Genomic DNA, 24,230 nt, shown 5'->3' on the forward strand with positions numbered 1-24,230 from the left:
CGCCGGCCACGACCGCGTGCGGCTCTAGCCGTGATCGTGATCGTGATCGTGATCGTGATCGTGATCGTGATCGTGATCGTGATCGTGGTGGTCGTGATCGTGGTGAGCGTGATCGTGATCGTGGCTCTGGACCGCGGGCGCACCGGGTACCGGCACACGACCGCCACGGGTGACCACGCGAAGCAGGCTCGCGACCTGGTAGCCGAGCACACGGTGCGCCCACACCATCGACTCGGGCTCGTCGCTGTCGCGCAGCGCCTTCGCCATGTCCGACAGCGCGCGCGCCGGCACTGGCGAGCCCATCAGCCATGCGTGGCTCGCCGCGTCCTCGAGCGCGTTGGCGATCGGCCCCTTCAGGCCCTTGCGGATTTCCTCGTCACCCGCCGCGGCCTTGGCGATCAGCGCCACGCGAGCGTCGTCGTCGGTCGGCTGCGGCGCGTCGCCGTGCAACTCGGCGGCCTTCTGCAGCATGCCGTCGAGGTTGACCAACGGCGGCCACAGGTCGACGCGGGCGCCCGCCATGACGGCCTCGACTTCACTCGGCTCGAAGGCAGGCGCCTCGGCCACGCGCTCGTGCACGAACGCCGCCGGGCGCTCGGACGGCGCATCGCCGAGCAGCGCGAGCGCCTCGTCGAGCGCCCGCGGCACGCTGAAGCCGGCGGCGATGGTGTTGTCGCGGGCCCAACGGACCCGCGCGCCCAGCCACGACACCGGCAGCTCGCGATCGCCGTGGTTCTTCTCCCAGTCCCGCAGCATGCGTGCGCGCTGGCCATCGGTCTGGTGATAGGCGTTGAAGTCGAGCACGCGATCGTCGGGGCCGATGGTGCCGGCGAACAGCCGCGCGCCCTCGGTGTCCGGGATGCTGATCACGAACCGCAGCGCACCCGGCATCGAGCGCGCGTCGAGGGTCGCCTGCGGGTGCAGGTTGCCGCGCATGGACTGCAGCCCCTGGCCCAGCGACCAGCTCTTGCGCTCGCCATCGGGCACATCGACGCCCTTGCTCTTGAGCGTGTGCAGTGCCTTGCGAGCGGCCTTGCGGACGTCCTTGTCGGGATGGTCGCGCAGGGCATCCAGGCGCGCAGCGTCGCGCGCGGCGAGGAGGTTCGGGATCGACTGGATGAGCGCAGCCGCTTCGGTCATCGGGCGCCGGGCTTACTACATCCCCAGATCCTGCGCAAACGCCGGCCGCAGCTCGGCCCCAGTGCCCCAGCGAGCACGCCGCCAGCGGTCCGCGTACGCCAGCTGCCAGGCCATCGCCGCGCGCACGATCCGCAGCGCCACGCCGCCATCCGCGAGCAGATCCTGGGTCTCGCCGGGGTCACGCGACAGATCGTAGAAGCGCTCGCTCAGACCGGGCCCGAGCCACAGCTTGGCCTGGTCGACGATGCCGGCCTTGCTGCCGTCGCCGAGGTACGCCACGAGCAGTCGTGGCGGCGGCACCGGGTCGTCGATGATCCGCACCAGGCTCTCGCCCTGCCAGGCCTGGGCCGGCGGTAGGCCCAGCAGGTCGACCAAGGTCGGCGCCAGGTCGAGCAGATCGACCGGCGCGTCGATGCGCCCCGACGCCACGAGCTCGGGCGCGCGGATCGCCAGCGGCACCCGCAGGCTCTCCTCGTAGAGCGTGAGGCCGTGACCGGCGCTGCCGTGCTCGAGGAACTCCTCGCCGTGCACGCCCATGAACACCACGATCGCGTCGTCGAGGCGATGGCTCTCGCGCAGGAACGCGAGCAGCTCGCCGGTGGCCTGCGACACCATCTGCAGCTCGCCGCGGTACAGCCGACGCACCCACGCCAGCTCCTTCTCGTCGGGCACGACCTTGCCGAGCTTCACACGGCCGACCCACACGTGTGTGAGGTGGGCCATGGGGCCGCGCGGCGGCATCACGGCGTCGTCGAGCTTGTCGCGCGTGGGCTCGTAGGGCGCCAGCGGATCGGCGAGGTCGAGCATCAGGAACAACCGCCCCATGCGGGCCTGCGTGCGGCTCACGGCCTCGTTCACCACCGCGGTACCGTGGTCGTCCTGACCGTGCCCGCCGCCGACGATGCGCAGCTCGTCGAGCCCCTGGGTGAGCCCGCGGTCGGCGGTGATGTCTTCGTTGGCCGCGACCAGCTCGCGGTAGTGGCCCGCGCGCGCGAGCACCTCGGGCAGCATCGTCTGTCCATCGGCGACGTAGGTGCCGCGCACGGTCATGTGCACCGGCGGCGGCACCGAGCTGAGCCAGCTGGCGTGGCTCGGGATCGCCAGCGGCGAGTTGGCGTAGGCGCGGTCGAACACCAGCGCCTCGTTCATCAACGCCTCGAGCTCCGGAAGCGGCGGGCGTCGGCCCAGCTCGAGCTCGTCCGCACGGGCGCCCTCCACCGCGAGCACGATCAGGTCGCGGAGCTTGCGGGTGCGCCGGTCGAGCGGCGTGTCGCGTTTGGCGACCACCCGCGCCGCGGTGATGCGGGCGCCGGCTTCGGCGTCGCGATCGCTGCGCGTGCGCAGCTCGATGCGGATCGGCGTGTCACCCCACGCGCTCAGATCGATCACGCGGTGGTTGCCGGTCTCGCGCAACGGATCCTGCGCGGCCATGGTCGGTGCGTGCCCCTGCCGATGATCGTCACTGCTCGACACCAGCACCTCGAACACGCCCTTGCCGTGGACGTCGAGCTCCAGTCGCGCCCGCCGGGGCGGTCGCACGTAGTACGCCAGCGCAGTGCCGGCCGCGAGCGTCAGCGACGGCCGACCGGCGTCGTCGTGATCGACGCGAAACGGTGGCGGCGGCTCGCCGTGGGGCACGGCCGTGATGCGCTCGTGCGTACCGATCTCGACGCTCGCGACCGCGGCCGCGAGCTCGGCACCGTGCTCGCCCAGAGTGCGGCGGAAGTGCAGCCGCAGGCGATTGTCGCCGTGGTGGGTGAGATCCGGCGGCAGCGAGAAGGTCCGACGCTCCCACGCGCTCGACACCATCAGGTTCGCCAGCGGGCGGTCGTTCCACAGCACCGTCACGGCCTGCTCCGGCGCCAGCGCCCGCAACGTGATCGCCATCGCGAGACCGGGGTGGCCGTCGGTCTCGGGGTGCAGCGCGGGCGAGAGCTCGCCGTCGATCGGCAGATCCAGCGCCGCGGTCTTGCCCACGACCAGCCCCGCGCGCCGACCATCGACGGACTCGGCGACCCGCCACGCCGACTGCCGCGTGAGCGCGAGGTGCTTGGTCGACGACTGCAGGCCGAGGTCGACCACCATCGCGCCGTCGCGGAGCAGCACCGCGTTGGGCCGCTGCGCCAGCAGATCGAGCCAGCCGTCCTTGCTCTCGAGCCGCGGGGTCGGAGCCGCGGGTGCGGGCTCCGAGACCCGGCCGATCTCCGGCAGCGACGCCGACGGGTCCTCGCGCGCGTGCGGCTCGGGGCAACCCAGCAGCGCCAGCCACATCCATGCCCCCCACCGCGTGGTTCGGCGCGTCATGTCGTGCGGTCCTGTCGACGCACGACCACGTGCGCCGTGGTCGCGATGACGGTGGCGATCGCGGGCAATGGCGCGGACCACCAGCCCAGCACGCCGACGCGCACCGCGGCCTCGATCCACGCGCACGCGCCGATCACCGCCGCGATGCCCAGCAGCTGCGGCGCCCACGGTCGTTCGCGGCTGCGCCGATGATCGAACCAGGCCAGCACGAGGCACGCCGCGATCACACCGGCACCGAGCACGACCGCGCCGTCGCCCAGGCCCTGCGCGAGCGCGACCACCGGGCGCAGCAGCGGCGATGCAGCCAGCTCGTCGGCCAGCGCCAGGCTCGGCAGCGCCGCCGGCCACGGCCACATGCACGCGAGCAGCTGCGCCAGCAGCCCCGCCAACACCAGCGACGGCGCGCCCCGGCGGGTGCGGAGCCACACCGCGCCCGCCAGCAGTGCTGGGCCGATCGCGAGTGCCGGCGCGAGTCGCCGGCGGGTCGGCGTCGGGGCCCGCACCGCCCACCCGCGCCGCTCGAGTCGGAGCGACAGCACCGCCGCGTCGTCCTGCACGATCATCTCGGCGCGCAGCCCATGGGGCCCACGATCGAGCTCGAAGATCCCGCGGCGCTCGATCGCGGCGCGCAGCGGCGCATCGACCCACGCCGGACCATCGATGCCGAGCAAGACCGGCACCTTCGCCGGCGTCCCACCCTGCGTGGCGTCGCCGCGCACCAGGCCCGCGGTCTGCTCGAGCGCGCGCAGCTCGTCGTCGGCCATCGTCGGCAGCAACGCCGCGGCGACCTGCTCACGATCGATGCTCGCCAGCGCGAAGCCCAGCAGCGCCCAGGCGGTCATGAGCCCGATCCGCGCACGCGCACGGCCGGCGCCCGACGTCGAGGGCGCCCCGCTCACGGCGTCTCCGGCTCCGGCAGCCACAGTGCAGGCGCGAGCGGCAGGGCGAACAGCACCCGCAGCAGCCACACGTCGTCGTCGACGACCGCCGTCGGGCGCCAGCCACCGTCGCGATCGGGCCGCAGCGCCGCCGGTCGCTCGAGCAGCACGCGCTCGAGCGCGACCCGCGAGCCGGGCGGTGCCATCGTGACCACCTGCGCCGCCGCACTCGCGCGCGTGCGCGCGTCGCCGAGCACCAACGCACCAATCGCGAGCCGACGACGCACGGTCCACTCGCGCGCGTGGGTTGCCAGCGCCAAGCGTGTGTGTGTCCACGAGTTCGGCGCGCCGAAGCTCGACACCCACGACGGCAGCTCGGGCACCCGTCGGGCCGCAACCTGGAGCGCGAGCAGCTGGTCGCTCGCGAACGCGGGCGCGCGCGGTAGCTCGCGGCGGCCGAGTCGCGTGGCTGCGACCGGATGCCTCGCGAGCAGCTCGCCGGGCAGCACCGCCGCGATCGTCACCTCGATCGCGGTGTCGTCGTGGATGCGTGGCGCGAGCGAGGCCACCAGGCGCTCGCGCCACGCGGCGCGTCGAGCCTGCGGCAGCCCGGCGGCGGCCTCGACGACGTGGCGACGCACCGCCTCGCGCCCCGCCGGCGTGTCGCGGGGCCCCCACGCCAGCCAGCCGTCCTCGACCGCGCCGATCAACATCGCGTGCCGTGCCGCCTCGGCCTCCGCGCCGCGCGCGTGCAGTACCAGCTCGCGCAGCGCGAGTCGGAGCACGTCGCGTGCATCGTGGCCGGCGGCCATGCGCGCCAGCTCGCGCCACGCGGCGGCTGCGTCACGGGCGGCGGCCGCCGCCGCGGTGCCGAGCTGGGCGGCACGCATGCCGTCACCGCTCTGTAGCGCCAGCTCGGCGCCGACCAGCAGCAGCGGTGCAACCCGCAGCTCGGGCGCGTGCGAGAGCAGCTCCGACAGCCGCGCAGCGGTCGGACCGGCACCGCGGGCCGCGAGCAGCGGCAGCAGCAGCCGGGCGTTGCACACCAACGTGGGGTCCGCCTCGATGCCGGCCGCGATCCGCTCGGCCGCATCGACCGCGGCAGGCTCGCGCGCCGCCGCCAACGCGTCACCGAGCGGCGAGCGGGCGCCCGGCACCAGCGCCTCATCGAGTCCCGGGCACGCACCGGCCGCTGCGCGGGCGTGGGCCCGCGCAAACGCCAGCTCACGCAGCTTCGATCGCGTCGCGCCAAGCCACTCACCGCCCAGCACGACCTCGATCGCGGTGCGATCGGCGGCCCCATCCGCGCACGGGCCCTCGCAGAGCAGCTCTTCGACGAGCACGGCCGTCGCCGCGGCGGCGCGCAGCGGCTCGAGGTCGGCCTGCTCGCTGGCGCTGGCCAGCGCGAGCGCCCGCCAGGGTCGCCCCCACGCCAGCGCGCGCGCGACCTCGTCCTGCAGCCACGTCGTCGCATCGGGCAGCCCCGCTGCGATGGCGCCCCGCAGCACCGCGATCGCGGTGGCGAGCGACAGCTCGCGGTCACCGGCGGCGTCGCGCAGCCGCGCGTAGAGCAGCAGCTCGGGCACGCTGCGCGCGGTCGGCTCGACCCGCTGCGACCAGTGGCCGGAGGTCGGCGCAATGACGTCGCGATCGACGGGTCCGCTCGGCGCGTCCCGGCGCGCCTGTGGTCGCCAGCGCGCGACCAGGTCCTGCTCGACGCCGGTGCCATCGTCCACGTACGCCAGTCGTCGCCAGTCGACGATGCCGTCGATCATCGCCGCGCGATCGGCCCACAGCATGCGCTGCGCGCTCGACACGGCGCCACCGTCGGGGCTGCGTCCCAAGACGCGCTCGAGCTGCAGGCGCAGCCACGCCGCCTCGGGGGCGCTGCGCGTCGTCAACAGCGGCACGAACGCGTCGTCGGGTAGCTCGCCGATCCACCCGCGTAGCTCGTCGTCGTCGACCAGCGCGAAGCCGAGCTCGCCACGGATGTCCGCCAGCAGCAGCTCGACGATCGTCGCGGCCGGCAGCTCGCGCCCGTGCTCGGCCGCGAGTCGACGCAACGCAAGCGGACCCTGCTCGGTCGCGCGCGCCATCGCGGCCGCGTCGTCGCGCTCGAGATCGCGGTCGGTGGCCACGTCGCAATCGCGACATGGCAACGACGCCTGCACCCGCGCATCGACCTGCGCCGCTGCGATCGCAGTCGCCGCCCGGCGCGGGCGCGACTCCTGCTCCCCACAGGCCGCGCGGACGCGGTCGAGATCGTCGAGGGCTGCGTCGCCCTCCCCGATGCGGATCCACCCATCTGCACGGGCGCGCAGCAGCGCGCACACATCGTCACGCCCCCGCAGCAACGTGCGATCGATGGTCGCCACGCGCGTGTAGTGGGCGGCAGCCATGCCGTCGCGTCCCATGCGTTGCTCGAGCGCCGCGAGCTCGAGCAACGAGCCGAGCTGTGCATGTCGACGGAAGTCGCCGAGCAGCACCGCGCGCGCGTGCTGGTGCTGCCCCTCGGCCTCGAGCGCACGGGCATAGGCGCGGGCGCCCGCCCTCGCGGGGCGCCAGCGCATGTGATCGGCGGCGTCGATCACCGCGTCGTGGTCGCCGCGATGCTCGAGCCGCACCAGCTTCGCGTTGCAGCCCAGCAGCCAGAGCGAGAGTCCCAGTGCGATGCGACGCGACAAGGGCGTGCCCTCCGGTTCCGCTACGACGCCGCGCAGGCGAGCGCTGCCGCACCGCCAGCGTCGCCGACCAGCGCGTCGAGTAGCTTGCGCTCGTCGCCTCGCAGCTGCTCGCGTCCAGCCAGGCTCGCGCACAGCTCCGGCCGCGCACCGTCGTCGTCACCGAGGTGCAGGTACGCCTGGGCCAGGCGCAGGTGGAGATCGATGCGGCCGGGTGCGGCCGCGACCAACTGTTCGAGCATCTCGAGCCCGCGCTCGGAGTCGCCGTGCTCGAGCAGGCGCCCCGGCGCCATCACGTAGAGCGAGCCGAGCATCGCGGTCGCTGCCTGATCGCGGTAGGCCGGATCGCGCTCGAGGCTCGTGCGCGCCCACTGCTCGGCCGAGGTCACGAGCTTGCCCGCGTCGGCGCCGCGCAGCTCTGCGACGCGTCCCAGCAGGGCCGCTCGCACGAAGGCGTAGGCCGCGGTGCCGTCGTCGGGGCTCCGCTCGACGCGGGCGAGTGCGTCCACGCGCGCCTGCTCGCCGTCGCGGCCGTCACCGATGTCGCGCTCGAGCGCCTCGTAGACCGCCACCGGGTCGGTGGGGGCGTCGCCGGGGTGGTCGAGATCGGCGCTCGGCTTGGGAGTACAGGCGATGCACAGCAGGATCGTCGCGAACCAGCGCACGGCGACAGGCTTACCACGATTGCCGTCCGTGCGGCGTCGCCGAGCCTTGCCGGCCTACTTCTTCTTCGCGTACGCGCTGGTCACCGATTCGTAGGCCGACGCCTCGACGGCGCGCAGCGACTTGAGCCCCGCCGCGGCACAGGCCTTCTCGCCTTCACCCGCGCAGATCGAGCCCAACGAGCCCTTGAACGTGGTCACGGCGTCGGCCGACGCCACGCCGAACGCCACCACCGGCATGGGCGGCAACGCGGCCGAGAACCACACTGGATGCACCTCGGCCTCACCCACGAGGTTGCGCAGCTCGGCCATCTGCGCGTCGTCGACCAGCGCGCACTCGGCCTCGTCCTTGAGCACCTTCTTGAGCGTCTGCACCGGTCGCGTCGTCGTCACGATCGTGAAGTCCGACAGGGAGAACGCGCCCGCCGCGACCACCTTCTCGATGAACGGCACATCACCGGCGTGGTTGCTCGCGAGGGTCTTGCCCTTGCAGCCGGCCAGGTCGGTGTGGTGCTTGCTGATGACGTAGTACTGCGCCCCGCCACCGCCCTCGATCTCGGCCTGACCGACGACCGCGAGCTTGTACGTGTCGCGCAGCGCGAGATAGGCGCCCAGCGAGAGGATCCCGAACTCCGGCTTGTTGGCCTCGACGTACGTCTTCGCCGCGGCCCGCTTGGTCTGGTAGCTCCCGCTCGCCGCGGTCCAGCCGTTGGCCTTCGCGACGTGGACCATCAGGCTGTCGAGGTAGGTCTGCGCGGTGGCGGGGGAGCCGGCCCCGTTCTCGCGCAGGACCAGGAAGTGGACGTCCCCCTGTGCGGCCGCGGCCGGGGCTGCGAGGGTCAGAGCGAGGGTGGCGGCCGCGAACGTTCGTGCAATCGTCATGGGGCGCTGAGCCTGCGTGAGACGGCAGGGTCGCCGAGAGTATGCACGAGGGTCGGACCGGGTCGGACACAGGTCACACCTGGATCGATGCTCAGTCCTCTTCCACATAGGTGAACTCGCGGCCGAAGGCGTCCCGGAAGCGCCGGTGGCCGGCGCCGCGGGCGACCTCGCGCTCCGGAACGAGGGTGATCTTGCCGCCGCCGCCGGGCAGGTCGACGGCGAACTGCGGGATCGCCAACCCGCTCACGCGCCCCCGCAAGCGGTCGAGGATCTCGATGCCAGTCTCGATCGGGGTCCGCAGGTGCGCGGTGCCCGGGGCGGGATCGCACTGGAACATGTAGTACGGCCGGCAGCGCTGCCGCAGGAGCCAGCGATTGAGCTGCTCGACGCACGCCGCGTCGTCGTTGATGCCGCGCAGCAGCACCATCTGGTTGCCGAGCACGAAGCCGGCGTCGGCGAGGATCGCCAGCGCGCGGGCGGCCTCCGGCGTGCACTCGCGCGGATGGTTGAAGTGGGTGTGCACGAACAGCGGCCCGAAGGGGCGCAGGGCCGCGACCAGCTCGGGGGTGATGCGCTGCGGCAGCGTGACGGGGTTGCGCGTGCACAGCCGTACGACCTCGACGCTGTCGATGGTCCGCAGCTCGGCGACGATGGCAGCGAGCCGAGCATCCGACAGGCTCAGCGGATCGCCGCCGGACACGAGCACGTCGCGCACCTCGGGCGTGCGTCGCAGGTACGCGAACGCCTCCGCGAGCTCCTCGCGTCGCGGTGCACTCGTCTCGTCACCGACCTTGCGCGAGCGCGTGCAGTGCCGGCAGTACACCGGACAGTTGTGCGTGACGTACAGCAGCGCGCGATCGGGATACCGGTGCGTGAGGTGCTCGACCGGGCTGTGGGCGTCCTCGCCCAGCGGATCGCGGAGCTCCGACGGCGTGATGCGCAGCTCGTCCTCGCACGGGATGGCTTGGCGACGCACCGGGCACTCGGGGCCGCCACACAGCGAGAGGTAGTACGGCGTCACGGCGAACGAGAAGTCGCGCCGTTCGGAGATGCCGCGCCGCTCCGACGGGGTCAGCGCCAGTCGGGTCTCGAGCTGTGCGAGCGTGGTGACACGGTTGCGCAGCTGCCAGCGCCAGTCGTTCCACGATGCTGCGGGCACATCGGCCCACGCCGGGTGACGCGGCGAGTCGCCGACGCGATCGTCGATCATGCGGTTTCAGTATGGCCGTTGCGCGCCGCGATTGCGATCGCGAGCAGCGCCAGCGGCAGCGCGACCGCAACCAGCCACGGCATCGCGGGATCGAGCGGCTCGAACCACGCGCCCGCGGTGGTCGTGACGGTGTCGACCACGGCGGAGTCGAGCCCGCGCAGCGCGCCATAGCCGACCGCGGTCGCCAGCAGGTAAGCGCCGACCAGTACGCTCAGACGCCGTCGCGGCGACAGGCCCGCGCCCAGTGGCGCCGACGGCAGCGAGGACAGCACCCGCGCCGTGAAGAACGGATCGATGCCGAGGTCCTCCCCCACCGCATCGTCGCTCGCCTCGAGGTGGGCACGGACGTGCGTGCTCATGGCTCGTCCTCACCGACGTCGTCGTCGCCGTCGTCCAGTCGCGCGTCCCAGCCGTGCAGCTTGCCGCGCAGCAATCGCTTGGCGCGGTGCAGGTGGGTCTTCACGGTGCCCAGCGGGAGCTCGAGGATCTCGGCGATCTCGGGGTACGAGAGATCCTGCAGGTAGTAGAGCACCACCACGCCGCGGTAGCGCTGCGGGAGCTCGGCCACCGCGGCCGCGAGATCGCGACGCAGGTCCGCACGCGGAGCGCTGTGGGCGTCCTCGGGCGCGACCGCAGCGCTGTCGTAGCCGAGCGGCAGCACGGCGAACGTCTTCGCCCGGGTCGCGTGGTTGAGGTACGCGTTGTAGCTGATGCGGTACAGCCAGGTGCCGAAGCTGGCGCGGCCCTCGAACCCGCACAGCCCGCGATAGGCCCGCAGGAACACCTCTTGCGCGAGATCGTCGGCGAGCGTCCGATCGCCGCACAGCCGCAACAACAGCCCGCGGACCTTGCCCTGGTGCCGGCGCACGAGCTCGGCGAAGGCGGGACGGTCACCCTCGGCCGCCGCGCGGACGAGCGCCGCGTCCTCGCGGGGGCCGGTCGTGCTCGCGTCGACGGTGCCGACCAGCTCGGGTGCGCGTAGGTTCGTGATCGCGATGGCCATCGAAGATCCTCAGTTCCGCATCGCGAGCCGAAAGCTCAACAGATAGCCGGCACCGATGAAGGCGGGCACCAGGCCCCCGGCACACAACCCGCGATCGCCGGTCAGCAACCCCGCCACGACCAAACCCAATCCAGCGAAGCCCAACACGATGCCGCGGCGCAGGTCGTTGCGCGCGGGCGCCGACAGCAGACCCGGCGGCGGCTCATGGCCTTGCTCGACCAGCCGCCGGGCCAGCTCGAGGCGCTTGTGCTCGGCCGACAGCCGCATGCGCCCCAGCGCGATGACGACCAACGCCGCCAGCGCGAGGAACACCACACCGAAGCCACGCAGCGGACTCGCGCTCGGCCCGTCGACGCCGACCTGCAGCTCGAGCCAGGCGCCCGCGGCGTGGACCTGCTCGGCGCAGCCGATGCCGAAGTCGACGACGTCGAAGGCCCGCTGCCACACGTCCATTGCCATGGTCGGCTCGGCGGCGTGGGCATCGGTCGCGACCCCGAACACCAGCGCGCCCACCAGCACGCCGACCGCCGGCAGAACCGGCGCGACCCGGCGCGAGATCTCAACGGGCGTGGAGGGCGTACGTCGGGTCATCGCGCAGGATCGCTGCCAACCGCTTCGACCCCGCCCTGCCGCCCCCGGTTTCGCGTCCAACGTCGCCATGCCGCGGTCCCCAGCATCGCGCACAGCTCCACCGCCAGGAGCACGATGATGGGGTCATAGGGCGTGCGCAGGCGCACGTCGCCGAAGTAGATGGCGGCGACGATGAAGGCAGACCACAGGTGGACCGCGACCAGCGCGAGCTTGGGATGCCGTGCCGGCCAGAACACCAGCAGCGCGGCGAGCACGGCCGGAATCGCGAACACGCTGGCGTGCACCACGCCCCAGGTGGTCGCGACCGCGGCCCACTTGCCCTTGCCGGAGTCGGGCCAGAGCACGTTGTACCGCCACAGCATCAGCACGTGGACCAGCGCGAACTCGGCCTGCTTGGCGAGGCCGCCCTGCGCCACGCACTGGCGCATGTACTCGCCGTGCTTCTCGGCGTCGCCGATGTAGCCGTAGTAGTAGAAGTACTTGTCGATCACGGGATCGAGCTGCGGCCACTCGCCGGGCGCGAGGCTGGCACGCTTGGCCAGCTGCAGCAGCGGCGGCGGCCCGAACACGGTGCGCGAGCGCGACGGCTGATCCGGCAGCGCGATGATCTTGGTGACGTGGCAGCGACCGAAGACCTGGTTGAAGCTGCCGTTCTCGGAGATCAAGCCGTAGCGACCGGTGTGGTAGTGGAGCCGCCAGGCGGAGAACGCCAGCACCAGCAGCAGCGGTGCGGCCGCGTGCAGCAACAGCCGCAGGGTCAGCCGCGGCCACAGCCGCCGGCCGAAGAACCACAGCGGCCCGAGCAACGCGACCGCGACCAGGATCTGCGGCCGCATGACGGTCGCGAAGGCCAGCGCGAAGCCGGCCAACCACGCGTCGCGTCGCCGCCCGTGGTCGACCACGCGCAGCAGCAACCACGTGCCGGCGAGCATGCCGAGCGCGAACGGGGTCTCGCTGAGGAAGTAGCCCGACAGCGAGATCATCGGATAGTCGAGCACCAAGAACGTGCCGACCACGGGCGCAACCCAGGCGAAGCGACTGGCGCGACGGGCGAGCAGATACCCGAACATCGCGTTCGCGGCCCCGATCACCGCGAACGCCACACCGACGGGGCCGAGCTGGCCCTTCCCGAACACGCGCTCGACCGCGAACATGAGCACGTGCGTGCCCCACGGGTAGAACGCCGCGTACTCGCGCTTCGACCACGGCTGCACGAACAGCCCCTCGGCGCGGCCGACGTAGCCGTTCATGTCCGAGTACACGTAGTCGGCCGGCGGGTGAACGAAGAGGTTCCAGTGCACGCGCACGACCAGCGCGGCAACGAAGATCGCGAGCGTCCAGCGCTCGCGCACGAGCCACGCCGCGATGCGCCGCGGCCACGGTTGCGTCGCGCTCACGCGCGCTCCCCCTGCCCGCCCCGGCGCTGCCACAGCTGCCAGAAATCGAGCGCCGCCGGTCGCGGGCACGGCTCGCCGCCGCCCCAGCGCAGCAGTGCATCGACGCGGGCGTAGCCACATGCGGTCATCGCTGCGAGCTCGGACGCGTGGGTGCGTGCGAGCGTGGGGACGCGATCCCAGAACCTCGCAGGCTCGTGCTCGAGGCCATAGAACACCGGCTGGATCCCGAGCTGCTCGTCGAACCACGCCGACGCGCGGGTCCACGCATCGGCCGTGGGCTCGCGCTCGGGCATGAGGTAGGCGCAGCTGATCACGGCGGCGGACAGTTCGTCCCACAACACGGCACGTCCGTCGATGGTGTCGGTGTCGTAGGGGATCGCGCCGTAGTCGAAGCCATGGTCGTCGGCGAGGCGCCCCGCGAGGGCCACGTGGACCAGCTCGTGCAGCAGGTTGGGCAGGCCCTCGACCTCGATGCGGACCCGCGGGGGATCGCCCGCGAGCGCGGGCTCCGGCGGCCGAAACCAGGCCGCTGGTGTGGTCCAGCCGGCGGGATCACCCCGCACCGGGTCGGCGAACGGATCCGTCGGCGCCAGTGCGCGCACCGAGTTCTCGGCCCCCGCGTGGATCCGAACTTCCGCTCCGAGACGACGAAGTGTTTTGGCACACACCGCAAACAAAAGCTGTTCCTCGGCGGCCCGATCGTGCGGTATGGTGGAGCCTGGCATCCGTTCGCGGGCGCCATCCTATGCGGGGCCTCGCCTCCGCGCCATCACTCCCATGGCCCCCCCAGCCATCATCACGCGCGGCGCACGAGCGGTCCAGCTGGGCCGCTACCTGCTCGTGGGGCGGCTGGCCAGCGGCGCCACCTCCACCGTCTATCTCGCGCGGGCGCTCGGCGAAGGCGGGTTCGCACGGGAGTTCGCGGTCAAGGTGCTGCATCCGCACCTCGACCCGTCGCTGCGCAGTCGCTTCCTCGACGAGGCGCGTCTGACCTCGCGGGTACGCCACCCCAACATCGTCAACGTCATCGAGCTCGGGGTCGATCGCGGGCTCGACTACCTGGTGCTCGAGTACGTCGACGGCGTCGATCTGCGTCGCCTCATGCTCTCGCGCAGCGTACCGCTACGTCCGAGCCAGGCGGCGCTGTTGGTCGCCACGGTCGCGCGCGGGCTGCATGCGCTGCACACGGCCGTCGACGAGCACGGCCAACCGATGCAGGCAGTGCACCGCGATCTCTCGCCGCACAACCTGATGATCGACCGCAACGGTCGCGTGGTGCTGATCGACTTCGGGCTCGCCAAGCTGCACGCGCGCAGCGAGCACACCGAGGTCGGCGTGCTGTGCGGACGCCTGCAGTACATGAGCCCGGAGCAGGCCCAGCTGCAGGCGCTCGACGCCCGCAGCGACGTGTTCTCGCTGGGCTCGGTGCTGTTCGAGCTGCTGACCGGTCGCCTGCCCTTCGGCGACGATGACTCGCGACAGACCCACGAGCGCCTGTTGGCCTGCGACACCGCCGCGATCGCGACGCTGCTCCACCAACGCTTCGCCGGCAACAACCCCTCCGACACGCTCGGCAAGGGTCTGGCGGAGATCGTCTTGACGTGCCTGCAGCGCGAGCCGAGCGATCGCTTCGGCTCGGCGGCCACGCTCGCCGACGCGATCGAGCAGCAGCTGGCGATGTCCGGCGTCGACGTGGTGGCGCTGCAGCGCGAGCTGGCCGAGGTCGCGGCCGCCAGCGCCGGTGGCGTGTCGGCGCTGCCGCCCGCGGTGCTGCCGGCGGGCGCGAGCGGCAACCCCCGCGGCCGCGCGACGCGGTGGTTGGCGGCCGCCGGCGTCGCCGCGTTGCTGACGACCGCCGCGTACGGCTGGCGCACGATGCAGCGCGACGCCACGATGGAGGCCGCCGAGCGCGAACCGCCGGCGCTGGCCGCCGACGCGGCGCCGAGCCGCGGCAGCGATCGCGTGGTGCCGGCCAGCCCGCCCCCACCGCCGGCCGCCCCCGCACCGGCCACGCTCACGGTGCCGGTGCCGATGCCCACGACCTCCGCGATCGTGCCCGCGGCGGTGGCCGCCCCCGAGCCCAGCGGCGCGGGCCAGCGGCGCGCCCGACGACGCGCCCGCGCGCTCAAGCCCAACCCGTACGCACCCTGATCGATCGTAGGATCCCCGCCGGCGTGATCCGATCCCGAGTGAGCGCGCGACGGCGACGGCGAGCGTGGACCATCGCGCTGGTGCTCGCGTCGCTGGCCGCACCGCGCATCAGCGCAGCCTCCCCATGGTCGGTGCGCGGGCCGCTGGCGGAGCGCGCCGCCCCGAGCCTGCGGCCGAGCGCACCGGAGCGCGACGACACCGACCTCGCGGTGCGACGGGAGGCCGAGGCCGCCTTCGCCGATGGCGAGGCGGCGTTCGAGCGGGGGGACTACGCCACCGCGTCGGTGCGCTTCGCCCGGGCGCAGGCCCTCTCGCCGCACCCCTGGACGCTCTACAACCTCGCACTCTCGCAGTCGCGCAGCGGCGATGCGTTGGCGGCGTTCCACAGCTTCGACGCGCTCAGCCACGCGGCCACCACCGACGGCGAGCGCACCGAGGCCGCCCGCGAGCGCGACGCCTTGTTGCCGTTGCTCGCGACCGTCGAGCTGGGCGGTCCGGTGGGCTCGCGGGCATGCATCGACGGCGTCGCGCTCGTCATCGTCGAGGATCAACGCCGCCGCGTGCTCGCGCCCGGGGTGCATCGCGTGACGACGATGCGCAGCGACGACAACCTCGCGCTCGCGGCGGGACAGCGCGTGCACGTCGACGCCAGCGCACCGCGGACGCGTCGGGATCGGCGACGCGCGTGGGCCGGACTCACGATCGGCGGCGGCGTGGTGGCGGTCGGCGGTGGCATCGCGGGAGCCGTGCTCGCCGAGCGTCCGGTCGCGCAGGGGCTCGCGGGCGCGGCCGCGGTCGGTGGTGCGGTTGCGGTGATCGCCGCCGCCGTGCGCCTCGCCCACGACACGCGCAATCCCGCGGCCCCCGCGGTCTTGCACTGCGGCGACGCACCGACCGAACCGTAGCGCGCCCGCGGTCGGGTGGCGCCCGCTGTGGGCTCGCCGCCGGTGGTGAAACCGGGGCTGCTAGAAGCGGCCGCCGAGCGTCAGCAAGGCGCCCTCGCGCGAGAGCGCCAGGTCGGCGCCGATGCGTCGACGCGCCCGCACGCCGATGCCGAGCAGCGCCGCACCAGCGGCCAGCACCGCGAGGGCCGGGATGCCGAGGGTCAGCGCACCGCGGCGGCGCGCGCTGACCTGGCAGCCGTTGCCCCCCGCCGGTCGGCAGGGATCGCTGGCGGCCAGCGCCAACGAACCCACGCCCATCACCGTGCCCACCGCGAGGAAGATGATGCCGCCGCGGATCCGGCGACCGGCCAGCTGCCCCTCGGGGCTGTCGCGGCGCGGATCGTAGTCGGCCTCGAGCGCGTCGTCGTCGGACGCGAGGTCATCGCCGGCCGCCGGCGACGCGCCCTCGGGCACGTCGGGATCGTCGGCGGCCAAGGACGGCGGCGGCGTGGGCTCGGGGCCCGCGGGCTCGAGCTCGTCCAAGCCCGCGCGCGGCTGCGTGACCCCAGTGCCGTCGACCGGCGGGCTCGGCGGGCGCTGCGGTCCCTCGTAGGTGCGTGGCGCGGCATCGGCCGATCGCGGCGCGCCGACGAGGCTCGCGGCGACGAGGATCGCGATCGGAGCGAACTGGGCGCGCATCGACAAACCTGGGCCGTCCGGGGCCGCACGCTAGCAGCCCGGCCCGGCGCTTCGCAACCCGAGGGCACCCGCACCCGTGCGCTCGGCTATCATCGGTGGCGGTGCTGCTGACCTCCTTGCTCTGGGCGGCGCTTGCCGCCGCGCCGTCGCCGGTCCGCTGCCCCACCCACGAGGCCGCCGCGGTCGAGCTGGGCAATGCCGACGCGCCGCTGCGACTGTCGGCGTACGTCGATCCGGCGAGCACCTCGGCGGCCACGACCTGGACGGAGCTCACGCGGATCGTGGCCGAGCACGGCGACGGCCTCACCATCGCGGTGTGGTTCGTGCGACCGCCGCAGGCCTACGACCCGCGCATCGAGCGGGTGCGCCGACTCGCGCTCGCGGCGGTCCGCCTCGGACGCGTCCGTGAGGCGCTCGCGCTGGTCGCACGCCGCGGACCCGAGTTCGTGGCGGTCGCGCTGGCCGACGAGTCCCGCCACGACGGCCTCGCGCGCGCGCTGGCGGTGGAGCGCCGCGCCCTCGACGACGCGCTCGCCGGTCGCTGCGACGCCGCGCGCGTCGACGATGCATCGGCGATGGCCGCCGAGCTCGCGCGCCGCTCCACCCTTGGCGCGCTGCGACTGCCCGCGTTCGTGGTCGGCACGTTCGTGTTCGACGACGGCCCCGGCCTCGACCGCGTGCGGGCCGAGCTCGCCCGAGAGCCGGTCCGCAGCGCGCTGCGGTGGCGCATCGAGGCCGAGCCCGCCATCGCGCCACCGATCCGCGGCACGTCCGAGACGATGCGGGTGCCGCCCCCGGGCGGGGCCGACCTCGGCGGCGTCGGCCTGCCGCACCGGCTCGTGGTGGTCGCCCAGGGCGAGGACGACCCCAACCTGTTCCTGACGCTGCCGCGCGCGCTGCAGTTCCGCGCCGCCCACCCCGGCGTCCTGTCCGTGCACGTGCGGGCCCTCGGTCGCTCGTTCGTGGCGACCCAGCTGCGGCAGCGGCTGTGTGCCGCGCGGCTGGGCGGGCGCGAGCTCGACTACCTGCGCGCGCTGGCGGCCGCCCCCGACGTTCGTCGCGAGCCCGATGAGGCGCTGGTCGAGCTGCTACGGGCGCTCGACGCCATCGCCGACCAGGACTGCGACGACGCCGACGAGCCGCCCGCCACCGGCCTCGCCGAGGGGGCGTGGCTCGATGGGATCCCGCGCTCCGCCGCCGAGCTCGACGACCTCGCGAGCCTGGTGCGTCAGGGGCAGCGCGCGCGTCGTCCGCTGTCGCTGTGGACGGCGATCCCCGCCGGCGAAGCCCCCTGACCGCGTGATGACGCGACGCGGGCGATCGACCGTCGCGCGGGGCAACGCCGGCACTGGTGCCCACGCGTAAGCTGTTATCATCGCGCCGCCCCGAGCGACCATGGAGGTGCGCTACTTCGCCGCGACCGACATCGGTCGCAAACGTGCCGCCAACGAGGACAACTTCCTCGTCGACCACGATCTGCGCCTGTTCGTCGTCGCCGACGGCATGGGCGGCCACGCCTCGGGCGAGATCGCCAGCGCCATCGCGGTGCACGCGGTGCGCGACGTCGTGTTCCGCGAGCGCGTGCTGCTGGGCGAGTACGACGACGAGGACCCCCGCAGCCACGTCGAGGTGTGCACGCTGCTCGAGTACGCGGTGCACTGCGCCGGCGAGCGCATCCACGAGCGCGCGCAGAAGGAGCCCGAGAAGCGCGGCATGGGCACCACCATCGTGGTGCTGCTGCTGATCGGCGCCCGCGGCTTCATCGCCTACGTCGGCGACAGCCGCATCTACCTCGCGCGCGGCGGCATCATCTACCAGCTCACCGAGGACCACAGCCTCAAGAACGAGCTGATCCGCCTGGGGAAGATCCGCGCCGACGAGTTCGAGGAGAGCCCCTACGCCGGCCTCAAGAACGCGATGACCCGTGCGGTCGGGGTCTACCCCATGGTCGAGGTCGACACGCTGGACTTCGACGTCATCCCCGGCGACGCGTTCGTGCTGTGCAGCGACGGGCTGTACGAGTACCTCGACGACAACGACCTCGTGCGCGCGCTGTCGCTGCCGGAGATCCGCGAGGTGCCGGGGCGGCTCATCGAGCTCGCCAACACCCGCGGCGGCAAGGACAACATCACCGCGGTCGCGGTGCAGATCGCCGGCGAGGCCAGCGACAAGGACCGCGCCAGCGAGGTCAACTTCACCCTCGATCGCCTCAAGGGCGTGCCGCTGTTCCGGCAGCTCAGCTATCAGCAGCTGGTGCGCATCATGAACATCGCGCGCTCGCGCACGCTCGACGTCGGGCAGGCCATCTTCCGCGAGGGCGACGATGGCTCGGAGCTGCACGTGCTGCTGCGGGGCAAGGTCGAGCTCTCGCGCGGCGGCGTGCGCATCGCCGAGCTGCCCGCCGGCACCCACCTGGGCGAGATGGCGCTGATCGACGCCAGCCCACACACCGTGACCGCGACCGCCAGCGAGCCCAGCAAGGTGCTGGGCATCGCGCGCCACGACTTCTTCGAGATCCTCCGCAAGGAGCCGGCGCTCGCGGTCAAGCTGCTGTGGAGCTTCGTGCGCGTGCTGGCCGAGCGCCTGCGGACCACCACCGCCGAGCTCACCCACGCGCGGGCGCCCGAGTTCGAGCCCGACGAGCCCCCTCACGAGGATCCGTTCGCCCCATGAGCACCGACGACGACGGCCGCGACGACGGCGTGGCGGCCCTCGAGCAGGCCGCGTGGTCCATGTTGCCCCACGCGCACTGCCCCTACTCGGGGTTCCAGGTCGGCGCCGCGCTGCGCGACACCGACGGCAAGGTGTGGACCGGCGCCAACGTCGAGAACGCCAGCTACACCCTGGGCCTGTGCGCGGAGCGTGTGGCGATCTTCCACGCACTCACCCATGGGGCGCGGGCATTCACCCACGTCGTGGTCGCGACCGACACGGCGACGCCGACCTCGCCGTGTGGCGCGTGCCGGCAGATCCTGTGGGAGTTTGCCCGCGACGCCGTGATCGTGATGGTGGCCCGCGACGGCGCGCGGCAAGAGCTGCGCATGGCGGAGCTGCTGCCGGCAGCGTTCGACGACCGCGCACTCGTCCGCTCGTGAGTGCTTCGCGTCGCGCACGATCGATCACGTCGCGGCCGTGAGCGATGCCACCCGCCATCGATGGTGGGGGGCTGTGCGGGTGCGCTAGGCTTGGGGCCATCCGTGCCCATGCTGCCGCGTCCGACTCACCTCCTCCCCTCGTTGCTGCTGCTCGCGCTGGGCTGCAGCGCCGACGACTCGCTGTACGAGGCGCGCATCCGCTGGACCTCGTTCGGGATCCCGCACATCGAGGGCAAGGACGTGCCGAGCGTCGCCTACGGGCAGGGCTTCGCGTTCGCCCGCGATGCCGGCTGCATCCTCGCCGATCAGATCGTCAAGGTTCGCAGCGAGCGCTCGGCGTTCTTCGGGCCCGGCGATTCGGGTGAGAACCTCGACAGCGACTTCACGATGCTCACGCTCGACATCTACGAGCGCGCGCGGGCCGGCTTCGAAGCCCAGCCGCAGGAGATCAAGGACCTCATCGTCGCCTACGTCGCCGGCTACAACGCCTCGATCGCCGAGCACCGCGAGCGCCTCCCCTGCGGCGCCGAGCCGTGGCTGCGCCCGATCGACGAGATCGATCTCTTCGCGCACTACGTCGAGCTCGGCACGCTCGCGAGCGCCCGCGCGCTGTCCGGCTACATCGCCGGCGCACAGCCCCCGGGGAGCATGGCGGTGGTCGGCGAGGAGCCCCCGCCGCTGTCGTCGATCGGCCGTGCGAAGCCCGGCAGCAACGGCTGGGCGCTGGGCCCCACCCGCAGCGACGGCGCCAACGGCATGCTGCTGGCCAACCCCCACTTCCCGTGGCAGGGCGAGCTCAAGCTGTGGGAGAGCCACCTCAAGGTTCCCGGCAAGCTCGACGTCTACGGCGTGGGCCTGATGGGCGTGGTCGGCGTGCTCATCGGCTTCAACGAGCACGTCGCGTGGACCCACACCGTCTCCGACGGCCATCGCTTCACGTTCTACAAGCTCACGCTCGACCCGACCAACCCCACCCGCTACCAGTACGACGGCGGCTACCGCGACATGATCGCCAAGCCGTTCACGATCGACGTGCTGCAGGATGACGGCACCACGGGCACGGCCTCGCGCACGATGTGGCACAGCCACTACGGGCCGATCCTGAACGTGGCGCCCTTCGGCTGGACCAACGAGCTGGTGATCAGCTACCGCGACGCGAACATCGACAACATCAAGCTCATCGCGCAGTTCCAAGGCATGAACGCCGCGCAGAGCATGGCCGAATTCCAGGAGGTCCACGCGCGCGAGCAGGGCATCCCGTGGGTCAACACCATCTCGACCAGCGCCGAGGGCATCGCGTGGTACGCCGACACCACGCCGACCCCCAACCTCTCGCAGACCGCGATCGACGGCTGGCTCGCGGCCCGGGAGAGCGACTTCCTCACCGGTGCGCTGGCCGACAACGACGTGGTGCTGCTCGACGGCGGCGACTCGACCTACGAGTGGGTCGACGACCCGGACGCCCGCAGCCCTGGCCTGGTCGCATTCGCCAACGTGCCGCAGATCGAGCGCGACGACTTCGTGTTCAACTCGAACGACAGCCACTGGCTGTCGAACCCGTCGGCGCCGCTGGTCGGCTACTCGCCGATGCACGGCTTCGAGCGCACGCCCAGGACCCCGCGCACGCGCATGAACATGCGGGTGCTGACCGAGATGGGCGACGGCACCGCCTCGGGCGGCGACGGCCGCTTCGATCTCACCGAGCTGCAGAACGCCGCGCTGTCCAACCGCGGCATGATCGCCGAGCTGCTGCGCGACGACGTCGTCGCGCGCTGCCAGGGCGTCGAAACCGTCGCCTACGACAACCCCGACACCGGCGCCGTCGAGCACGTCGCGATCGGGCCCATGTGCGACGCCATCGCCGGCTGGGACCTGCGGCTCGACCTCGACAGCGTCGGCGCGGTCGCATTCCGCGAGTTCGTCGGCGAGTACCCCTACAGCTCGCTGTTCGACGCCGGCCTCACGTTCGCGACACCGTTCGATGCCGACGACCCGATCGAGACCCCGAACACGCTCGCGAGCGCGGCCGAGGGCGAGGTCGACTTCGCGCTCACGGCCCTCGCCGGCGGCGCGCTGCGCCTGCGCAAGGCGGGCCTGTCACCTCGCGCGACCCTGCGCGACGCCCAGTACACCAAGAAGGGTGACACCCGCATCCCGATCCATGGCGGCGGTCGGCCGGAGGGCATCACCAACCTCATCGACTACGACGTCCTCATGACGCTGCGCGAGGCGCCGATGTCACGCGGCGAGGTCATCAACGACCTCACCGGCCTCACCAGCGAGGGCTACGTCGTCAACTACGGCACCAGCTTCATCATGACGATGAAGTTCACCGATGACGGACCCGAGGGCACCGCTTTCCTGACCTACTCCGAGTCGAGCAACCCCGACTCCGAGCACTACAGCGACCAGACCAAGCGCTTCTCCGAGAAGCAGTGGCGCCCGATCCTCTACCGCGACGAGGACATCCACGCCGACCAGCAGGAGTTCCGCCTGCTGCTGGTCGACGAGTGAGTCACCAGACCTCGCAGGTGTTCTGCGGGCGCATCGGCTCGCCCGGCTCGCAGGCGAACGCCTGCGAGAACTCGGGCAGGTTGGCGAGCGGCCCGTTCACGCGATAGCGCGGGTGGCTGTGGGGATCGGTCAGGGCCATGACCTGATCGGTCTCCGGCGTGCTCTTGCTGCACCAGATCTGGCCGAACGACACGAAGAACAGCTGCTCGTGGGTGAGCCCGTCCATCGCCTCGCTGTGCGGGTCGACGCCGTGCTCGCTGGCCCACTGCAGGTAGGCGCGGTGGGCGTCCTTGATACCGCCGAAGTCGGCGATGTTCTCGCCCAGCGTCAGCTTGCCGGACAGGTGCACGCCGGGCTGCACCTCGTAGCCGGAGTACAGCTGCTCGACGCATGCGGCGCGCTCCTCGAAGCGCTCACCGGCCTCGGGCGCCCACCACTGCCGCAGCGTGCCGGCACCGTCGAACTTGCGGCCCTGGTCGTCGAAGCCGTGGGTGAGCTCGTGGCCCATCACCGTGCCGATGCCGCCGAAGTTCATCGCCATCGGCCACTCGTGGTGGAAAAACGGCGGCTGCAGGATCCCGGCCGGGAACACCATCTCATTGCCGGTCGCGTTGTAGTACGCGTTCACCGTCGACGGCGTCATCTCCCAGCGCTCGCGATCGACCGGACGATCGGCCTCGCGCAACCGACGGTCGAACTCGAAGCTGGCGGCGGCGACGACGTTGCCGGCGTGGGCGGGCGTGACCGCGAGCGCGTCGTAGCTGCGCCACTTCGACGGGTAGCCGATCTTGTTGACGATCGCCTCCATCTTGCCGACCGCAGCCTTGCGGGTCGCCGCGTCCATCCACGCCAGCTTGGGCAGCCCGGCCTCGAAGGCATCTTCGATCTCGCGGATCATCTCGAGCGCGACCTCGCGGCTGCGGGGCGAGAAGCGCTCGGCGACGAAGTCGCGTCCGACCAGCTCACCCATCGCATGGTCGGTGGTGTCGACACAGCGCTTCCAGCGGGGCTCGAGCTGCTGCTGGCCGCGCACGCTCTTGCCGTAGAACGCGAACGAGGCGTCGACGAAGCTGCTCGGCAGGTGGTCGGCGAAGCTGTGCAGCACGTGCCAGCGCAGATAGGCCTGCAGCGTCGGCATCGAGGTGCGACCGACCAACCCCGGCAGCGCCGCGAAGTAGGTCGGCGGCGCCAGGCTGACCGCGACGAGGTCATCGCGCCCGACCGCGGCGAAGTAGGCCGCCCACGGCAGCGGCGCCTCGCGCTCGAGCGCGGCGCGCTCGACCCGGGCGTAGCGCGCCTCGGGCTCGCGCAGGGCCTCGCGCGGCACCGAGATCTCGGCCAGCGCGGTCTCGAAGGTGACGATGTCGGCCGCGCGCGCGGCTGGCTCGGCGACGCCGCCGAGCTCGAGCATCGTGGCGACGTGGGCGACGTAGCCCTCGCGCAGCTGCAGCATGCGCGCGTCGGTGCTGCGGTAGAACTCGCGGTCGGGCAGACCGAGCCCGGCCTGGCCGAGGAACGCGAGATTGACGGTGGGCTGCTTGTAGTCGGCATCGATGCCGACGTCGAACAACACCGGCACCCCCGCGCGGTGCAGGGTGCCGATCGCGGTCATCAGCGAGGTCGGATCGTCGACGCGATCGATCGCCGCCAGCAGCGGCGCAAGCGGCTGCGTGCCGGCCTGCTCGATGGCGGCCTCGTCCATGCACGCGGTCCAGAACGCGCCCGCCTTGTCGCCGGGCTTGCTCGCCGCGCGCTCGAGGATGGCGCGCATGGCCTCGGCGTTGCGGTCGCGCAGCACGTGGAAGCGGCCGTAGCGGGGCTGGTCGGCCGGCAGCGGCGTGGCGTCGATCCAGCCACCGCACGCGAAGCGATAGAAGTCGTTGCAGGGGTCGGTCTGACGGTCGAGGCTGCCCAGCACCTCGGCCGAGGTCTCGGGGCTCGCGGTCGTGGGCGGCACGGTGGTGCCGCGCTTCTCACAGGCGACCAGGGACACGAGGGCGAGCGCAACGACCGATCGACGCATGGCGCGACCAGGCTGCCACAGCGCGGCATCGACGCGCGGCGCACCGCGCAGGGAGTTCATCATGAGCACGCGCACGTCGTCGTTCATCACCGTCACCTGGAGCGCTCCCAGGACCC

Annotated in this window: 20 protein-coding genes; 6 read left to right on the forward strand and 14 right to left on the reverse strand. The window is 72.6% G+C overall.

Features of this window, described 5'->3' with window-relative positions; genetic code table 11:
• Nucleotides 1-24 precede the first annotated feature (24 nt).
• From IPH07_07095 to IPH07_07150, 12 genes are all read right to left on the reverse strand, one after another.
• On the reverse strand, nucleotides 25-1,140 hold the full coding sequence (locus IPH07_07095; GenBank protein MBK6917148.1) for a hypothetical protein: 1,116 nt from the start codon (nucleotides 1,138-1,140) through the stop codon (nucleotides 25-27).
• Between the two features lie 15 nt (nucleotides 1,141-1,155).
• A complete protein-coding gene (locus IPH07_07100; protein MBK6917149.1) occupies nucleotides 1,156-3,444 on the reverse strand; it encodes a sulfatase-like hydrolase/transferase in 2,289 nt (762 codons plus the stop codon).
• A complete protein-coding gene (locus tag IPH07_07105) occupies nucleotides 3,441-4,286 on the reverse strand; it encodes a hypothetical protein (GenBank protein MBK6917150.1) in 846 nt (281 codons plus the stop codon). Before IPH07_07105 ends, IPH07_07100 begins: the two co-directional genes overlap by 4 nt.
• A 53-nt stretch (nucleotides 4,287-4,339) precedes the next feature.
• A complete protein-coding gene (locus tag IPH07_07110) occupies nucleotides 4,340-7,006 on the reverse strand; it encodes a hypothetical protein (protein ID MBK6917151.1) in 2,667 nt (888 codons plus the stop codon).
• Between the two features lie 20 nt (nucleotides 7,007-7,026).
• Entirely contained in the window at nucleotides 7,027-7,668 is a 642-nt protein-coding gene (locus tag IPH07_07115) for a tetratricopeptide repeat protein (GenBank protein ID MBK6917152.1), read from the reverse strand.
• Between the two features lie 54 nt (nucleotides 7,669-7,722).
• A complete protein-coding gene (locus IPH07_07120) occupies nucleotides 7,723-8,547 on the reverse strand; it encodes a hypothetical protein (protein ID MBK6917153.1) in 825 nt (274 codons plus the stop codon).
• A 91-nt stretch (nucleotides 8,548-8,638) separates the two neighbouring features.
• Complete coding sequence (locus IPH07_07125; protein ID MBK6917154.1) at nucleotides 8,639-9,757, reverse strand: KamA family radical SAM protein; 1,119 nt, start codon at nucleotides 9,755-9,757, stop codon at nucleotides 8,639-8,641.
• Nucleotides 9,754-10,116, reverse strand: a complete 363-nt coding sequence (locus IPH07_07130) for a hypothetical protein (GenBank protein ID MBK6917155.1) — start codon at nucleotides 10,114-10,116, stop codon at nucleotides 9,754-9,756. The genes IPH07_07125 and IPH07_07130 overlap by 4 nt, the downstream gene beginning before the upstream one ends.
• Nucleotides 10,113-10,760, reverse strand: coding sequence for a sigma-70 family RNA polymerase sigma factor (locus IPH07_07135; protein ID MBK6917156.1), 648 nt, complete (start codon nucleotides 10,758-10,760; stop codon nucleotides 10,113-10,115). Before IPH07_07135 ends, IPH07_07130 begins: the two co-directional genes overlap by 4 nt.
• A 9-nt stretch (nucleotides 10,761-10,769) precedes the next feature.
• Nucleotides 10,770-11,351 carry a hypothetical protein gene (locus IPH07_07140; protein MBK6917157.1) on the reverse strand — a complete coding sequence of 194 codons (582 nt, stop codon included), beginning with the start codon at nucleotides 11,349-11,351 and terminating at the stop codon, nucleotides 10,770-10,772.
• Nucleotides 11,348-12,748 carry a hypothetical protein gene (locus tag IPH07_07145; protein MBK6917158.1) on the reverse strand — a complete coding sequence of 467 codons (1,401 nt, stop codon included), beginning with the start codon at nucleotides 12,746-12,748 and terminating at the stop codon, nucleotides 11,348-11,350. The genes IPH07_07140 and IPH07_07145 overlap by 4 nt, the downstream gene beginning before the upstream one ends.
• Nucleotides 12,745-13,350, reverse strand: a complete 606-nt coding sequence (locus IPH07_07150; protein ID MBK6917159.1) for a hypothetical protein — start codon at nucleotides 13,348-13,350, stop codon at nucleotides 12,745-12,747. Before IPH07_07150 ends, IPH07_07145 begins: the two co-directional genes overlap by 4 nt.
• Before the next feature lie 175 nt (nucleotides 13,351-13,525).
• Between IPH07_07150 and IPH07_07155 the strand changes: the two genes are divergently transcribed.
• Both IPH07_07155 and IPH07_07160 read left to right on the forward strand, forming a co-directional pair.
• Nucleotides 13,526-14,899 (forward strand): serine/threonine protein kinase, encoded by a 1,374-nt coding sequence (locus IPH07_07155; protein ID MBK6917160.1) that lies wholly within the window; start codon nucleotides 13,526-13,528, stop codon nucleotides 14,897-14,899.
• 23 nt (nucleotides 14,900-14,922) lie between these two features.
• Complete coding sequence (locus tag IPH07_07160; GenBank protein ID MBK6917161.1) at nucleotides 14,923-15,804, forward strand: hypothetical protein; 882 nt, start codon at nucleotides 14,923-14,925, stop codon at nucleotides 15,802-15,804.
• 60 nt (nucleotides 15,805-15,864) lie between these two features.
• On the opposite strand, the gene IPH07_07165 is transcribed toward IPH07_07160, so the two are convergent.
• The gene (locus IPH07_07165; GenBank protein MBK6917162.1) at nucleotides 15,865-16,482 is read right to left on the reverse strand and encodes a hypothetical protein; all 618 of its coding nucleotides are present in this window, start codon (nucleotides 16,480-16,482) and stop codon (nucleotides 15,865-15,867) included.
• 101 nt (nucleotides 16,483-16,583) lie between these two features.
• On the opposite strand from IPH07_07165, the gene IPH07_07170 reads away from it, so the two are divergent.
• The 4 genes from IPH07_07170 (at nucleotide 16,584) to IPH07_07185 (ending at nucleotide 22,091) form a co-directional block, all read left to right on the forward strand.
• A complete protein-coding gene (locus tag IPH07_07170; protein MBK6917163.1) occupies nucleotides 16,584-17,777 on the forward strand; it encodes a hypothetical protein in 1,194 nt (397 codons plus the stop codon).
• Between the two features lie 100 nt (nucleotides 17,778-17,877).
• A complete protein-coding gene (locus tag IPH07_07175) occupies nucleotides 17,878-19,155 on the forward strand; it encodes a cyclic nucleotide-binding domain-containing protein (protein ID MBK6917164.1) in 1,278 nt (425 codons plus the stop codon).
• Entirely contained in the window at nucleotides 19,152-19,577 is a 426-nt protein-coding gene (gene cdd, locus IPH07_07180; GenBank protein ID MBK6917165.1) for a cytidine deaminase, read from the forward strand. Before IPH07_07175 ends, cdd begins: the two co-directional genes overlap by 4 nt.
• Nucleotides 19,578-19,685: 108 nt before the next feature.
• Entirely contained in the window at nucleotides 19,686-22,091 is a 2,406-nt protein-coding gene (locus IPH07_07185) for a penicillin acylase family protein (protein MBK6917166.1), read from the forward strand.
• A gap of 1 nt (nucleotide 22,092) precedes the next feature.
• Here IPH07_07185 and IPH07_07190 read toward each other — a convergent pair whose 3' ends face one another.
• A complete protein-coding gene (locus IPH07_07190) occupies nucleotides 22,093-24,201 on the reverse strand; it encodes a M13 family metallopeptidase (protein ID MBK6917167.1) in 2,109 nt (702 codons plus the stop codon).
• Between the last annotated feature and the right edge of the window lie 29 nt (nucleotides 24,202-24,230).

The sequence above is a fragment of the Deltaproteobacteria bacterium genome, assembly GCA_016709225.1.
In the GTDB taxonomy this organism is placed as follows: domain Bacteria; phylum Myxococcota_A; class Polyangia; order Nannocystales; family Nannocystaceae; genus Xiheibacterium; species Xiheibacterium phototrophicum.